Origin of the sequence: Soonwooa buanensis (assembly GCF_900167905.1) — a bacterium.
Classification (GTDB): Bacteria; Bacteroidota; Bacteroidia; order Flavobacteriales; family Weeksellaceae; genus Soonwooa; species Soonwooa buanensis.
The window spans coordinates 12674-27387 of the sequence record NZ_FUYZ01000015.1 but is presented as its reverse complement, the minus strand read 5'-3'; the positions used below and the strand labels follow the sequence as shown (position 1 = coordinate 27387).

The following is a 14714-nucleotide window of genomic DNA, read 5'->3' as shown; positions in this document are numbered from 1 at the left end:
AATCTGCCCGAAAAATGGCTTGTTACGCAGGAGTTGCACCATTTGAATACAGTTCGGGTAGTTCTATTTATCGAAAACCGAGGGTTTCTACAATGGCGGATAAAGAGCTGAAAAAAGTATTGCATTTAGCGGCGCTCAGCTCGATAAGATTAAAAAATGACCTTGCAATTTACTTCCAAAGAAAGGTTGCGGAAGGAAAAAACAAGATGTCTATACTCAACGCAATTAGAAACAAAATTATACACAGAATATATGCTTTAATAAAAAACGAATCTGTGTATAATTTTAATTTGCATATGTCATAGAAATCGAAGTGACGCCTCGTATAAATAAAAATGCTTTATCCCGAACTGACGTTAAATAGCTTTTAATCGTTTTAGAATTTTGTTTTTTGGATTCGAATCTTAACTGGAAATACGAATCTGCGCCCCGACGTAGGCGGAACTCCTTTTGCATATGGTGCTTAGGCTCCGCTCAGTGACCATATGCAAAAGAGTGGGAGCCGAAGTCGGAAATGGCGCCCAAATAAAAAAAACTGCGAAAATAAAAAAGCCTGAAAGCCTTTGAAAGACTTTCAGGCTTAGATTTTATATTCCTGAAGCTTATCGCTTTTCGCGAACTGGCGTTTTGGGTTTGTTTTTTTCTTCTAGCTTGAGGCGTTCGGCTTCTGCTTTTTCGTACAAGCTATTATCTGACTCATAGACCGTTTCGGGATAATTGGGTGTATCTTCGAAGATGTCTTTCCACTTTTGCGGTCGGTCTTTTGTGTTCCAATTAAAGTCTGGGAAAAAGCGTTTTTCTTTGGACATAAAACTCATCGGATAGATGTCGGACTGCGCACCAACACGGCAAGTCACGGTCTCCACACGCTTCTCGATAAAGTCAGCGATAATCTCGCCACACACCGAAACAGCGACGCCAATACGGTTGATTTCTTTTGTTTTTTCGTCCTGATCATCGGCATAAGCGATGGATTGTGCATTCTCGACAGCGACTGCTTTTTTGATTTGTCCTTTCTCAAAATAGATGCCCATCCATTTACTTTTGATCTGGTTGAACTCGTCTTTCATGTTAAGCGAATCCGCCTTGCTAATCGCAAATGCATTGCCGATAACCTTGACAGAGTCGATGTCCTGCGTCGTAGTATTCATATAAACCATCACCTCATCGCCTGTAATTTGCTTGGCACCCGACCAAAGAATTGGCTTTTTCATAAGGTGTAAAATGCCATCGGTCTCGTTGTATGACAAAGAGTCGGCGCGGGCTTGCATATTGGTTTTAAATATTCGGACTTTGCGGTAAGCGCGCAAATAGCTTTTCTTTTGTTTGGTAGAATCGGGTTTTTGAAAACTTAAAAACCTGTCAGCTGCGATGTATAAAGAATCTTTTTCGAAAATCTTAACTGCGTAAGCTTTATCCGTGATCATCGCAGAATCTTTTTTCTCGTAGATTTCGCCATAACCTCCTTTGATGTAACGGTTTTCTTTTGGATCGTTAAGGGTGACGTTTCCTGTTCCTTTTCCGAAACCTGTGTTACGGTTATATTCTAAATTATCACCTGTAAGTATCTTGTCGTTATAATGGATTCTAGAATTCTTTTTAAGATGCGAAACACCCGTTTTTGCATTATAATCGCCCAATTCGGTGTAAACGTAGTTGCGTGGATTTTCTTTACTACGAATGGTTGTCGCCGCTAAAAATTGAGAAATCTGAGTTGTCTGATTGGTTTTGATGTTATCACTTTCGATGGTGTAATCTTTAGCATCAATGGTCGAATGTCCGATAAAGTCAATATCCTTCGTATTCACATAATAAGTTGCGGACTTGGTGTACATAATATTTTGACCATCAGAGATTGTTCCGCCTGTGTTAAAATAAGCGGTATTCGGGACACGATCGTAATAAAGTGTTTCTGTCTTGATGGTTTGCTTTGGATCGGTAAGCACGACATTTTTACGGGCAATACCACGCTCCGTATTACCATCGTATTCCATTTCTTCGGCAGTGATTTTGGTACCGTCGGCATTTAATAACACAACATTACCAATGGCTTTTAAGAAGTTTTCTTTTTGATATAAAACCACTTTGTCTGCAGTAAGCACAGAGCCTTGATGTTCAAACTTAACATTTCCTGAAAACACCAAGTTACCTTCATATTGATCTGGCTTTACACCCGACTCGTCCGAGTGGATGTGTTGCACTTTTGAAGCTTGTTCTTGCTGTGATTTTGGAGCAAAGAAAGGGTCTTTCGGATTGCTATTGTCAGGTGTCTGCGCATCTATCCGAATAAATCCCAAAAGGATAACTATAAAAGTTAAAAGAAAAGTTTTGTTCATTCCTTATGACTTCTTCTGGCCATAAAAATAAAGTGAATGTGTATCTATTTTTACCCCAAAAGCTTGTTCGATAGATTCTTTAATACCTTGGATTCTTGGATCACAAAACTCGATAATCTCTTCAATCTCTTTATCAGAACCTTCTTTATATATCACCAAATGGTCATGTTGCTTGTCAAAATATGATTTTTCATAAGATGATGAGCTCAAGGTTTTTTCTCCGAATTGATGCTTTCTGATAAGTCCAGCATCCAAGAAAATCTCGATCGTGTTATATATCGTTGCTTTGCTAACATGATACTTTTTTTGCATCATGATAAGGTATAGATCATCAACATTGAAGTGATGATCTAGATTGTATATTTCTTCTAAAATAGTATAACGTTCTGGTGTGTTTCTAAAACCTTTTTCTAAAAGATATTGTCTTAGTACATCCTTAATAGTTGTAACGTTTAGGTCTTTCTGTGTTGTATCCATAATCGATTCGATAGGACAAAATTACGATTAATTTTTGTAATGTCTGCCTTAGCTTAATGTCTAGACTTTTTTGATTTTGTCATGTACATAACCTTGCTCCAATAATGGTGCCGACTCTACAACCACGTTGTGTGATGCCACACCATAGGCTTTGAAGTCGCTGCTTCCCATTTTTCTCACAAAATTATAGACATTCATGATCATCTTATCACGGATATTTAATAAATAATCGTTGATATAGACGTTATCAATAATGACATATTTAAGATCTGGCGGAATGTTATGTGCTCGCAATGACGGATAACTACTCTTCGCAGGAATCATACCATCGTCCATCATATCATCCAATACTTGTCCAAAATAATCACTAATTCTTCGATCTACTTTGAAACCAAGCATGAAGTTAACTTTATAAATTGTACCTGGCAAGATCTCTTCAAGATGATATTTGAAGGTATAAGGCTCTTCCTGGTTGATAACACTCAAGATAAAATAATGATCTGCACGCTTCGGTTGAGATTTAATAATAGAATAAATAATTTTTGATTCTACCTCGTCTTCTTTTTGAGCACGACTAAAAAAGGCTAAGTTGGTTGCGTATTTGGGAATAGTGTTGTCCAACTTCATATCCATAATTGTGGACACATAGTTGTTAAGCTTCACAAACTTGACAAACTGCGTTTTGATTTTTCTACCGTTATACCAGCCATACATACAAATCCCGATAAAGCCAGCTAGCAATACAGAAATCCAACCACCTTCGAAGAATTTAATAATGTTTGCACTAAAGAATCCTAACTCTATGGTTAAATAAACCACTGCAAAGATACCGATCCATATTTTTGGTGTTCTTGTTTTGAAGAACCAGAAAATCAACAAAATTGTAGTCATCAACATCGTTACAGTAATGGAAAGTCCATAAGCTGCTTCCATCCTACCCGACTCTTTGAAGAACATCACAATAATTGCACACATTATAAAAATCCCCCAGTTAATTCTTGGGATATACATTTGTCCTTTAATACCCGATGGATAATCGATTTGTTGATTCGGCCAAAGATTAATAGACATCGCCTCTGAGAACATTGTAAACGCTCCTGTAATTACCGATTGGCTGGCAATAATAGCTGCCGATGTCGCAATAATAACTCCTGGAAGGATAAACCAATCTGGCATTATTCCGAAGAAAGGATTTTTACCATTAAATACTTCGTGATAGTTATTCAACAACCAAGCGCCTTGACCTAGATAGTTGAGAATAAGCATGGCCTTTACGAAAATCCAAGAAATTCTGATATTGCTTTTTCCGCAGTGTCCAAGATCCGAATACAGAGCTTCGGCACCCGTTGTACAAAGGAAAACCGCACCTAAAATAACAATAGCCGACGGCGAATTGTATATTAATTTAATTGCATAAATAGGATTAAAAGCTTTTAAAATATACGGTGCATCCAATAGATGATAAAAACCTAAAGTCCCCAATGTTAAAAACCAAATCACCATAACTGGACCAAAAAACTTACCAATAAAGCTGGTCCCAAATTGTTGCACAATAAATATGATAAACAAAATAGCCAATGTAATAGGCACAACTGGTGGTTCATGGACAACCAATTCTAAACCTTCGATAGCTGACATCACTGTAAGCGATGGTGTAATGATACTATCTGCCACCAAGGCTGCTGCACCAATAATTGCGATGATATAAAGCCATTTTTTACGAATTCTTTTGACTAACGAATAAAGAGAAAGTATCCCACCTTCTCCCTTGTTATCAGCTCGCAGTGCAATGATGACATACTTAAGTGTTGTCTGCAAGGTAATTGTCCAAATGATACAAGACAATGCTCCTTCGATATATTCTTCCGAAATAAAACCTCCAGATTTTCCTGCGTTGATGATGGCTTTCATAACGTACAATGGTGAAGTACCAATGTCGCCAAAGACAATACCTAAGGATACGATAACGCCTAAAAACGATAGCTTCTTGATGTCAATATGACCGCCCGATGTTTGTGACATAGTTTGAAAAAATAAAGTGCAAATTTAATTTTTTTTGAATACTAAAATAGTTTTCGTCTTTGTTTTTATTCAATAAAAATAAGCCTTATTTAAAATAATTAACGAAAGACCATAACTTTCTATTTTTCAGATAATTAAAATCAAATTCATTTGCATAAGCTTCTCGCTCAAAAGATATAGCACGATAAGCGAGGTAAGGTTTTTTCAAATAAATGAGATGTAAAATGTATTCTGTAACGTACAAAAAATAAAACGGTAAAATCAACAACTCCAATTGTTGTCGTATGTGGATCCGCTCATGATTAATCAAAATACGATTGTTGCGATCCTCTTTTCTTTGGAGAATAATAAACGGAAACAGAGTAATCCCCGAAATTTTCATACTTTTGAGAAAAGTTCTCATCACGATAATCATATATCAAAGATATATTTTTTTGAAAACAATTTAACCTATGTCTAAAATTGAAATCAAAGAAAATGAAGACTTTTATTATAACGAGCAAGGTTACAAAGTTTTTACAGCAAAATTCCATCTAAAACGTGGCTACTGTTGCAAAAATGGATGTAGACATTGTCCTTATGGTTATGATAAAAAAACGGACACATTTTCTAATGTTAAAAAAAACATCGACCCACAATGAAAAAATATCTTTTTATTCTAGGCTTAGCAGTAGCGGGATTGGTAACATCTTGTAGTCCTTTCCAAGTAAGATCGGATTATTCTGCAACGGCAAATTTTACGGATTATAAGACCTATTTATTCCGCACAGATGATTTAAAGTTAAACGATCTTGACAAAGACCGTGTTCTTAACGAACTTGCAAAACAAGTACAAAGCAAAGGATTGACCTCATCGCAAACGCCTGACATTATCATCAATGTAAAAGCATCTCACAAAAAAGTACAAGATGTACAATCGTCTTCGCCTTATGGTATGTACGGCTATGGCGGGCCTTGGGGCTTCGGTGTTGGGATGAACAGAACATGGACTAGCAACTACAACAGCGGAACTATCGTTGTTGATATGGTGGACGCTAAAACCAACAAATTGGTTTGGCAAGGTATCGGAAGCGGTATTTCTGTAGATTCTCCAAAATCTAAACAAAAACAAATCCCAGAAGTAGTTGCCGAAATTATGGCTAACTATCCTCCTCAAAAGGGAAAATAAAATTTTAGCTATTAAACTTTAATAATGCAAAAAAGCCTCGAAATGTCTCGAAGCTTTTTTTTGTTTTAAACCAGTTTACTCAGAAATCTTAATACTCATCAGCTCTTTGGCCTCTTGTAACATCTGTTGTTCTTTCTCTGGGTTTAAATTTAATAGTTTTAAAAACTTTGGATTCTCAACAAATTCCTTTACCAAAATGCATCCGCTTTCTAACAATTTTGATTTTTCAACTTCGTTAATCGTTGTTAAACAAGTTACTGGATACAAAACATTAGCATCCACTAAGTTCTTTAAACCTCTATTTTGTGGATAATCCCACGATAACATTTTCAGATTATAGTATTCTCCAAAAGTCGTCGAATCACTAGTAAAATAAGCATTCGTTACCAACCAACCATCAGTGAATTGTGTCGTTGTCCCGAACAACTTATAATCAATTCCCGAAATATCTTTAATTCTTGATAATACATACATCGGCGTTGTTACAGAAATTTTAGCATCATCAGTATTCCGGAATTTACATTCCATCCAATAGGTTTTATCGTCTTTCTTTGCAATAACGTCAGCTTCATGCATTACCGCGTGACCTTTGATGTGTTGACCAGTTTCGGTTTGATAACCCAAAGATTGAAACACCCGCGAAATCCATTGTTCAAAATAAAAACCTGCAGGACCAAGCTCCGACAAAGCTTTCTTCAAACTATAACGCGCCGCAACCGATCTAGAAAGTCCTTTCAAAGCTTCGAAAGCCATTTTATAAAGTTCTTTAGTTGTGATACCTTCGTAACATTTCGGAGTAATAAGTTTCACAATTTTATCGACATCTTCCGCCGATGCACCAGAGTTTTTGAGAGAAGAAGCAAGCTTAGTAACATCAAATTCTACTGACTCGCCAAAATTATTTTTGATTTTCATTTTTAAAATTTAAACCTAAAGATAAGGATAATTGTAAATCTTCAAGTAAAAGTCTAAGCATTATGTCATGCATTAATCTAAAAAAATGCTTAATTTGCATAGTTAAAAAAATTAAAAAATGATTATCCAACCAAGAACAAGAGGTTTCATTTGTCTAACGGCACATCCAGATGGCGCGTTACAAAGTGTAAAAAACCAAATTGAATATGTAAAATCGAAAGGTGAACTAAAGAATGGTCCTAAGAAAGTTTTAGTAATCGGTGCTTCTACAGGATTCGGATTATCATCTAGAATAGAAGCAGCGTTCGGATCTGGCGCCGCAACAATCGGTGTTTTCTTCGAGAAACCAGCTTCAGAAGGCAAAATAGGAACAGCAGGTTGGTACAATTCTGCAGCTTTCGAAAAAGAAGCAGCAACTGCAGGGCTTTACGCAAAAAGCATCAACGGTGACGCTTTCTCTGACGAGGTTAAAAAAGAAACGATAGAACTTATCAAAAAAGACTTAGGACAAGTTGATTTGGTGGTTTATAGTTTAGCGTCTCCAAGAAGAACGCACCCAAAAACTGGTGTTGCTTACGCATCTGTTCTTAAGCCAATTGGCGAGCCTTTCACTAACAAAACTGTGGATTTCCACACAGGCGTTGTGTCAGACATCAGCATCCAACCAGTTGATAAAGACGAAGATATCGAGAACACGATTGCTGTAATGGGCGGCGAAGATTGGAAATTCTGGATGGAAGATCTTAAAAATGCTGGCGTATTAGCAGACGGTGTCAAAACGGTTGCTTATTCTTATATCGGCCCAGAATTGACTTTCCCGATTTATAGAAACGGTACAATTGGTCAAGCTAAAAACGATTTGGAAGCTACTGTTCCTGTGTTAAATGATTTATTAAAAGACCTTAACGGGACATCTTACGTGTCGGTTAACAAAGCTTTGGTAACGCAATCTAGCTCGGCAATTCCTGTAGTTCCGTTGTATATTTCTTTACTTTATAAAGTGATGAAAGCGAAAGGAACGCACGAAGGAACCATCGAGCAAATGGAACGTCTTTTCTCAGAAAGATTGTATACAGCAGACGGCGTTGTTCCGTTGGATGACGCTGGCAGAATCCGTATCGACGACTGGGAAATGGCAGCTGATGTACAAGCTGAAGTTGCTAAACAATGGAATCAAGTTACGACAGAAAATCTAGCAGACATCAGCGATATCGAAGGTTACAGAAAGGATTTCTTCAATCTTTTTGGTTTCGAAATCGACGGTATTGATTATGAAAAAGATGCTAACGAGAACGTGAAAGTTCCGAGTATTGCTGAATAATTTTTAATTCTAAACTATATAAAGTCCAATGTTTTTCGTTGGACTTTTTCGTTGAAATTAGTTTTAAATCAAAACGTCTAAAACCAAAAATGCTTAATTGAAACCAAATTTCCTTATCTTTAGACCACAGCAAAACTTTTCAAAACTCCTTTTATGTCGACACTTTCGGAATTATTTATGTTTTACAATGTTGAAAATTTTTTTCCTGCAGAAAATATAAAATACGAAAAATCGATTTCTGGACTTTACAATTGGGACGATTATAAATATGGTCTTAAACTTCGAAAAATAAAAAATGTCTTCAATTGGATTAATGAAGATTTTGGTCAAATCCCATCAATAATTGGACTTGCCGAAATTGGCGGCGTTTCGGTTTTGGAAGATCTACAACAAGAAGATTCACCTTTGCGCAATCATCAGTTTCTTTACAAAAAATCCAATGATTCTCGAGGTTTGAGCGTTGCTTTGTTTTACGATGAAGAAAAATTAAACCTTAAAAATTTTTACAGTTTAAGTTTTAGCATTTCCGAAAATCTAGTTGCTGACACGCGCGATATTTTGCAAGCCGAATTCGAATTTAACAATGAAAATCTTCACGTCTTCATACTTCATCTTCCTTCGCAGCGACTTCAAGATGAAAAGAAAAATTTACGAAACAAAATCATTGAAGCTTTTAAAAATATCCTTTCAAAAATAATTGAAAAGCAAGAATCCATCATCATTATGGGCGATTTTAATGAAAATCCGAATGGTGAAAAAATCAAAGAATTGTTGCTAGATAATTTTGGAAACAGAATTTTTATAAATCCTTTTGAGAACTTATTTAGTAATAATCAATTTTCGTCTTATTATGGCAGCAAAGGACTTTTGTTTGATCAAATTCTTTACTCAAAAAACTTGCTTGAAAAACTAAACTTTACTTCAAGCGAAGCCTCTATTTTTCAAAACGAAAAAATAAGAGTCAAAAACTCCAAACATCCGTTGCGTACGTATTCTGGCTCGCGATATCTTAGTGGTTTTAGTGATCATTTCCCTGTTCTTTTGAAACTTGAAAAATAACAGCGACCTCAATGGACAAGAAGAAACAAAAGGAAATCAACGCCAAAATTGCGGAAATTAATTCAAAATTAAAGCGTGATCTCAAGCAAAAAGCACCACTTGAGAAAGGCGCAATTTTACAAATTGTGTTATTTATAATTTGGGGAGTTGTCAACATCTATTTGTTCAACACCAGATTTTGGGAAGAAAATAATTTTTTCAATTTTTGGGTTGTATTTTTCCTTTTATTAATGAATATTCCTTTATTTATTATAAAAGACGAACAAACTTCTAAAGCCAAAATTGCGGCATTCGTATTTTTTGTTGCCATTTCGAGCTTATTAGGATTTGGGATTGCTATCGGTTATAACCAAGCGATGCTATTCTCGATTGCAGCGTGGTTACCCAATTATTTGCTTGTTCTTTTGCGAGGCAGAAAGGAAGATATCGACAACCTAAAAGGAAATACAGGATGTTTTATGGTGTTTTGGATAGCGATTTTATTAGGAAGTGTCGCGATCTCGATGTCCGGAAATGGTGATTTTCTGGGCAAAAACAAAAACTACGGTTATCTTATCAATACAATCTATTGCGGTTTTAGTGCTATTGCTGTCTATTATGCCAATCGTTATCGCAATGTTAAAAATGATTATAACTAAACATCCTCACGGATAAAAATGTTGCGATAATCAAGTATTGTGTCTAACTTTTGATTTCGGTAAAGAAAAATCCTCAACGAATCTTTCTTCTTCACAATTGAGTCGCCAATTTTAAATTCTTTTTCCCACTCGCGTTCAACAGTATATGTTTGGTTTTTATCCTTCCCTGTTAAGGTCATTGTATTATGATTGCGTTTGTCATGATAAATTTTTTCAATTTTAAAATGAATATTATATTTTTTTTGCATATCTAAATAATGTTATTTCCTTGTTTTTTTATCAGTCATGTGAAGTACAAACCAATAACCAAAGAAGCAAGTCAATGGTAAAAACGTCATCATTAATAAAAAAGCGACAGCTTTCTTGTTCATTTTTAGTAAATTGCAATCGACTTTAAAGATAAAAAAAATCGCTTTCACAAAGTTGTAAAAGCGATTTTTAATTGGAGGTGCCTAGCGGATTCGAACCGCTGTAGATGGTGTTGCAGACCACTGCCTAGCCGCTCGGCCAAAGCACCCTTTATTTGGTTTGCAAATTTAATAAAATATTCTTGATTTCAAAAGGCTTTTGCGTATTTTTTATCTCAACCTCTGATTTTCAAGCTGAAAACTTATTTTTAAAATTTTCAAGCTTATTAAATTCAGCTATTATCAGCATAAATTTAAGAAAAATCCTTTCAATATCCTTATCTTTGCGTAACAAAAAAATCTAAAGTAAAAATGGAAAAATTCCAACTAAATACAATCTCAGAAGCAATCGAAGATTTGCGCAATGGTAAAATGATTATTGTTGTCGATGATGAAAATCGCGAAAATGAGGGCGACCTTGTTGCTGCCGCAGAACTTATCACAACAGAAACAATCAACTTTATGACCATCCACGCAAGAGGTCTTATCTGTATGCCTCTTAGCGAAAAACGTTGTGATGAGCTTGATCTTCACTCTATGGTAAGCAATTCTACCGATCCTAAAGAGACAGCTTTCACGGTATCTGTTGACCTTTTAGGAAAAGGTACAACCACAGGAATTTCGGCTGGCGATAGAGCAAAAACGATCAAAGCAATTATGGATCCTGCTACCAAACCAACAGATCTAATGCGTCCAGGACATATTTTCCCGTTACGTGCGAAGGAAGGTGGCGTGCTAAAAAGAGCTGGTCATACCGAAGCTGCTATTGATTTAACAAAGTTAGCGGGTCTTAAAGAAGGTGGCGTTATCTGCGAAATTATGAATGACGACGGAAGCATGTCGCGTATCCCAGACTTGATTGAATTTGGTAAGAAACATGATCTAAAAATCGTGTCTATCGAAGATCTTATCCATTATAGATTAAGAAAAGGAACCATCGTTGAGCGTATCGAAGAGCGTGATGTGAAGACACATTACGGTGATTTCAAATTCTTTGCGTTTGAGGAAAAACCAACGGAACAAATTCATTTTGCTTTGACAAAAGGAAGTTGGACGCCAGACGAACCGGTCTTAATCAGAGTACAATCTTCAAGTTCTTATTTTGATGTTTTGAGCCGTCTTAACAATGGTGAACAACCGCTTTTAGAAAAGGTTACAGACATCATCAACAATGAAGGAAAAGGCGCTATTGTCTTTATTAATAACGTTTCTAACACAGAGACGACACTTAGAAAATTACAACAATTCTTGAATTTCCAAAACGGGCAAGAACAATTCCCAACAATCCCTGCGAACTTTAGAGATTACGGAATCGGAACTCAGATTTTGAAAGATTTAGGAATCAGCAAATTTAAAGTGATTTCTCAAAATCCAAACTTAAAGCCTATTATTGCTGGCTACGACGTTGAAGTAACCGAAATGGTACAACTATAAAAAACCAAAATGGCTTAGTGATTACTAAGCCATTTTTATTTGTTCGAAACTACGAAAACCATTTAAAAAATCTTTTAAAAGCATTCGTTTTTTGCCTTGCAATTGCAATTCTTCGGGGAAGTAATAACCATCTTTTGTAGCGATTTTAAACTCATTTTTAGAAATATGAATTGTTCCAGCTGTTTCGTTGTGATTATTTAATTCAAATTTTCCTTTAAAAAGCTTTAAAGATTTTTCTTCATTTTCAATATTTAAAACCGTAAAAGCTGTTGGATAAGGCGACATACCACGTACAAAATTGTGGATGATTTCCGAGTTTTGATTCCAATCAATTTTTAAATCGTCTTTAAAAATCTTGTAAGCTGTTTTTGGATTTTCTTTTTCTGGCTGCGGATGTTCGGTAAGATTTTCTAAAGCTAAACCATCCAAAGTTTTAACAATTAATCCAGCGCCCATCACCATCAATTTGTCATGAAGACTTCCTGCATTATCTTTTGGCAAAATATCAATTTCTTCTTGAAGTAAAATATTTCCTTCATCAATTTTTTCATTGATAAAAAAAGTTGTCGCTCCAGATTTGGTTTCACCATTTATCACTGCAAAATTAATTGGCGCCGCACCGCGATAATCTGGCAACAAAGACGCATGCAAGTTAAACGTCCCCATCGGCGGAATCGAAAACAACATTTGTGGCATCATTCTAAATGCAACAACCACGAACACGTCAGCGTTAAGGGATTTTATCTCTTCCAAAAATTCAGGATTTCTTAATTTTTCTGGTTGAAATAATTTAAGCCCATTTTCTTCGGCAAATATTTTAACAGGCGAGGCATTTACTTTTTGCCCTCTCCCACTCGCTTTATCCGTTGCTGTCACGACGCCCACAACTTCATGCTGCGATTGATGAATAGCTTCCAGAGCCGTTTTTGCAAATTCTGGTGTTCCTAGAAACACAACTTTTAAACTTTTCATTTATGAGTTTATCGTATAAGTTTTATAATTCAACATTTTGATTCTTCTTAAATCTAAAAGAAAAATCAGGATTTCTAAAATAGTTTCGCGAGAATGAATTTTAAGAATCGCTACCAATTCGTTCAAGGTTCTTGGCTGATAAGTCAACTGTAACAAAATGTCATTAGTTAAGCTGTTAGAACCTGCTGGTGCCTTTTTTTGACAATAATCACACTTGCCGCATTCGTCAGCATTTTTCTCTCCAAAATAGCGTAAAACAAGCTTCATTCGGCAATAATCTTGCGTGGTGACATAGAATTTCATTTGTTTCCATTTTTGAAGTTTATTTTCTTGTATTTCTGAAAACAACTTCCAATAATAACCAAATAATCTGTTTTCGTCCCGCGGTTTCAAAAACCGAATTGCATGATTTGCACCATCGAAATATTGGATATGTCCCGCTTTTTGTAAATCTTCTAATCGCTCTCTAAATAATTTGATATCGAAATGATTTTTCTCGCAAAAAGCTCTCTCACTGAAATGAACTTTTCCAGACGCCAAACCTGCAATATTTCTAAACAATAGCTCTAAAAAATGAGCGTCTTTTGATGGCAACAATTCGATATCTTGACCATTAACCAATGATTCTATGCTCGACGGACTCCAAGAATTTTTGTAATAAATAAGCTCTTGATTGTGCAAAAAATTGAGAACATTAACAATTTTAGCACGCGAGGCTTTACTTAAACTTTTAATTCTGTCAAGCTTTAATGTAAACATTGGCTCGGGCAAATCGTGTTCGGCAATTTGATAAATCGAATACAAGTATCGAAGTATCGATTGGTATTCTTCCTTGCTCGGAATTTGATTTTTTAAAATAGCATCAAACTCATTTAGCTCTTGTTGATTCCAAAAAAGATAAGCGATCGATTCCTCTCCATCTCTACCAGCACGACCGATTTCTTGATAATAATTCTCAATCGATGACGATGGCGAGAGATGCATAATAAATCTAACATTATCTTTGTCGATCCCCATCCCGAAAGCATTTGTAGAAATCAAAACTCGAGAATGACTGTTTTGCCATTGTTTTTGTAAACGTTCTTTATCTTGTCGAGAAAGTCCAGCATGATAAAAATTAACATTATCAAAACCTGAGTTTTTCAAGAAGTAAGTAAGATCCTCAGCTTCTTTTCTGGTCCGTGTATAGATGATCCCAGCAGTTTTGTTCTGGCTTAAAAAGTCTTTTATTTTTTGATACTTGTCGGTGATATTTTGACAAATAATATTGAGGTTATCACGTTCAAAACTTTGCTTAAAAATATTGATTTTTTTTAATGAAAGTTTGGTCACGATCTCTTCAACAACTTCTGGCGTCGCCGTAGCCGTCAAAGCCAACATCGGAACTTTCTTAAACTCTTCTCTAAAAAATTTGATATTCTGATAACTCGGCCTGAAATCTTGTCCCCATTCTGAGATACAATGCGCCTCATCAACAGCGATAAAGGAGATATTGATTTCTGGGATTCTACGTAGAAATTCTTGATTTTTAAGACGCTCCGGCGAAACGTAGAGCACTTTAGTAAAGCCTTCAATACAACGATTGAAGACTTCTTCAACTTCGCCATCATCCAATTCAGAACTTATAAACTCCGCTTCAATACCTAGATTTTCCAACGCATCGACTTGATCTTTTATTAAAGCTAAAAGCGGCGAAATTACGAGACATGTCCCTTCAAGAATAATTGCAGGAAGTTGATAACAAAGCGACTTTCCGCCACCTGTGGGCAAAAGTGCTAAGGCATCTTTACCATTGATAACCGATGTAATAATAGCTTCTTGATCCTCACGAAATTCTGAATAACCCCAAAATCTTTGAAGTTGCTCGTGTAAAAGTTGTGATAATTGGACCTCGGTTTTCATATCGTAAAATTAAACAATTACTAAAGTTTAAAAAAATAAAAACCGCTGAGATGTCTCAACGGT

General features: G+C 35.8%; 14 protein-coding genes and 1 tRNA gene. 7 read left to right on the top strand and 8 right to left on the bottom strand.

Going from position 1 to position 14714, the window contains the following annotated elements:
* A partial coding sequence (locus tag B5X62_RS14855) for a transposase (RefSeq protein WP_144038403.1) occupies positions 1 to 305 on the top strand: 305 nt, incomplete at its 5' end.
* Positions 306 to 602: 297 nt separating this feature from the next.
* Here B5X62_RS14855 and B5X62_RS14850 read toward each other — a convergent pair.
* The 3 genes from B5X62_RS14850 to B5X62_RS14840 are packed head-to-tail and all read right to left on the bottom strand — an operon-like array spanning position 603 to position 4835.
* Positions 603 to 2336 carry an OstA-like protein gene (locus tag B5X62_RS14850; protein WP_079668271.1) on the bottom strand — a complete coding sequence of 578 codons (1734 nt, stop codon included), beginning with the start codon at positions 2334 to 2336 and terminating at the stop codon, positions 603 to 605.
* 3 nt (positions 2337 to 2339) lie between these two features.
* Entirely contained in the window at positions 2340 to 2813 is a 474-nt protein-coding gene (locus tag B5X62_RS14845) for a Fur family transcriptional regulator (RefSeq protein ID WP_079668270.1), read from the bottom strand.
* Between the two features lie 60 nt (positions 2814 to 2873).
* Positions 2874 to 4835, bottom strand: a complete 1962-nt coding sequence (locus tag B5X62_RS14840; protein WP_079668269.1) for a KUP/HAK/KT family potassium transporter — start codon at positions 4833 to 4835, stop codon at positions 2874 to 2876.
* 452 nt (positions 4836 to 5287) lie between these two features.
* Here B5X62_RS14840 and B5X62_RS14830 point away from each other — a divergent pair, with 452 nt between their 5' ends.
* Complete coding sequence (locus tag B5X62_RS14830) at positions 5288 to 5476, top strand: DUF5522 domain-containing protein (protein WP_079668267.1); 189 nt, start codon at positions 5288 to 5290, stop codon at positions 5474 to 5476.
* The gene (locus B5X62_RS14825) at positions 5473 to 6003 is read left to right on the top strand and encodes a DUF4136 domain-containing protein (RefSeq protein ID WP_079668266.1); all 531 of its coding nucleotides are present in this window, start codon (positions 5473 to 5475) and stop codon (positions 6001 to 6003) included. Before B5X62_RS14830 ends, B5X62_RS14825 begins: the two co-directional genes overlap by 4 nt.
* Positions 6004 to 6078: 75 nt before the next feature.
* Here the strand turns inward: B5X62_RS14825 and B5X62_RS14820 are convergent, their stop codons facing one another.
* The gene (locus B5X62_RS14820) at positions 6079 to 6918 is read right to left on the bottom strand and encodes a restriction endonuclease (protein WP_079668265.1); all 840 of its coding nucleotides are present in this window, start codon (positions 6916 to 6918) and stop codon (positions 6079 to 6081) included.
* 118 nt (positions 6919 to 7036) lie between these two features.
* Between B5X62_RS14820 and fabV the strand changes: the two genes are divergently transcribed.
* From fabV to B5X62_RS14805, 3 genes are all read left to right on the top strand, one after another.
* Positions 7037 to 8239 carry an enoyl-ACP reductase FabV gene (fabV, locus tag B5X62_RS14815; RefSeq protein ID WP_079668264.1) on the top strand — a complete coding sequence of 401 codons (1203 nt, stop codon included), beginning with the start codon at positions 7037 to 7039 and terminating at the stop codon, positions 8237 to 8239.
* Positions 8240 to 8392: 153 nt separating this feature from the next.
* Positions 8393 to 9298 carry an endonuclease/exonuclease/phosphatase family protein gene (locus B5X62_RS14810; RefSeq protein WP_079668263.1) on the top strand — a complete coding sequence of 302 codons (906 nt, stop codon included), beginning with the start codon at positions 8393 to 8395 and terminating at the stop codon, positions 9296 to 9298.
* An 11-nt stretch (positions 9299 to 9309) separates the two neighbouring features.
* Positions 9310 to 9936: a hypothetical protein gene (locus B5X62_RS14805; protein ID WP_079668262.1), complete on the top strand. Its 627-nt coding sequence runs from the start codon at positions 9310 to 9312 to the stop codon at positions 9934 to 9936.
* On the opposite strand, the gene B5X62_RS14800 is transcribed toward B5X62_RS14805, so the two are convergent.
* Together B5X62_RS14800 and B5X62_RS14795 are read right to left on the bottom strand one after the other, a co-directional pair.
* Entirely contained in the window at positions 9933 to 10184 is a 252-nt protein-coding gene (locus B5X62_RS14800) for a hypothetical protein (RefSeq protein ID WP_079668261.1), read from the bottom strand. The genes B5X62_RS14805 and B5X62_RS14800 overlap by 4 nt on opposite strands.
* A 195-nt stretch (positions 10185 to 10379) precedes the next feature.
* Positions 10380 to 10453 (bottom strand) — tRNA-Cys (locus B5X62_RS14795).
* 202 nt (positions 10454 to 10655) lie between these two features.
* Here B5X62_RS14795 and ribB point away from each other — a divergent pair.
* The gene (gene ribB, locus B5X62_RS14790; RefSeq protein WP_079668260.1) at positions 10656 to 11777 is read left to right on the top strand and encodes a 3,4-dihydroxy-2-butanone-4-phosphate synthase; all 1122 of its coding nucleotides are present in this window, start codon (positions 10656 to 10658) and stop codon (positions 11775 to 11777) included.
* A gap of 24 nt (positions 11778 to 11801) precedes the next feature.
* On the opposite strand, the gene fmt is transcribed toward ribB, so the two are convergent.
* On the bottom strand, positions 11802 to 12749 hold the full coding sequence (gene fmt / locus B5X62_RS14785) for a methionyl-tRNA formyltransferase (RefSeq protein ID WP_079668259.1): 948 nt from the start codon (positions 12747 to 12749) through the stop codon (positions 11802 to 11804).
* A complete protein-coding gene (locus B5X62_RS14780) occupies positions 12750 to 14651 on the bottom strand; it encodes a RecQ family ATP-dependent DNA helicase (RefSeq protein WP_079668258.1) in 1902 nt (633 codons plus the stop codon). It lies immediately after the preceding gene.
* Positions 14652 to 14714 lie beyond the last annotated feature (63 nt).

Coding starts and splice junctions, on each gene's coding strand:
- B5X62_RS14850 (WP_079668271.1), bottom strand. CDS start 2,336: ATGAACAAAACTTTTCTTTTAACTTTTATAGTTATCCTTTTGGGATTT.
- B5X62_RS14845 (WP_079668270.1), bottom strand. CDS start 2,813: ATGGATACAACACAGAAAGACCTAAACGTTACAACTATTAAGGATGTA.
- B5X62_RS14840 (WP_079668269.1), bottom strand. CDS start 4,835: ATGTCACAAACATCGGGCGGTCATATTGACATCAAGAAGCTATCGTTT.
- B5X62_RS14830 (WP_079668267.1), top strand. CDS start 5,288: ATGTCTAAAATTGAAATCAAAGAAAATGAAGACTTTTATTATAACGAG.
- B5X62_RS14825 (WP_079668266.1), top strand. CDS start 5,473: ATGAAAAAATATCTTTTTATTCTAGGCTTAGCAGTAGCGGGATTGGTA.
- B5X62_RS14820 (WP_079668265.1), bottom strand. CDS start 6,918: ATGAAAATCAAAAATAATTTTGGCGAGTCAGTAGAATTTGATGTTACT.
- fabV (WP_079668264.1), top strand. CDS start 7,037: ATGATTATCCAACCAAGAACAAGAGGTTTCATTTGTCTAACGGCACAT.
- B5X62_RS14810 (WP_079668263.1), top strand. CDS start 8,393: ATGTCGACACTTTCGGAATTATTTATGTTTTACAATGTTGAAAATTTT.
- B5X62_RS14805 (WP_079668262.1), top strand. CDS start 9,310: ATGGACAAGAAGAAACAAAAGGAAATCAACGCCAAAATTGCGGAAATT.
- B5X62_RS14800 (WP_079668261.1), bottom strand. CDS start 10,184: ATGCAAAAAAAATATAATATTCATTTTAAAATTGAAAAAATTTATCAT.
- ribB (WP_079668260.1), top strand. CDS start 10,656: ATGGAAAAATTCCAACTAAATACAATCTCAGAAGCAATCGAAGATTTG.
- fmt (WP_079668259.1), bottom strand. CDS start 12,749: ATGAAAAGTTTAAAAGTTGTGTTTCTAGGAACACCAGAATTTGCAAAA.
- B5X62_RS14780 (WP_079668258.1), bottom strand. CDS start 14,651: ATGAAAACCGAGGTCCAATTATCACAACTTTTACACGAGCAACTTCAA.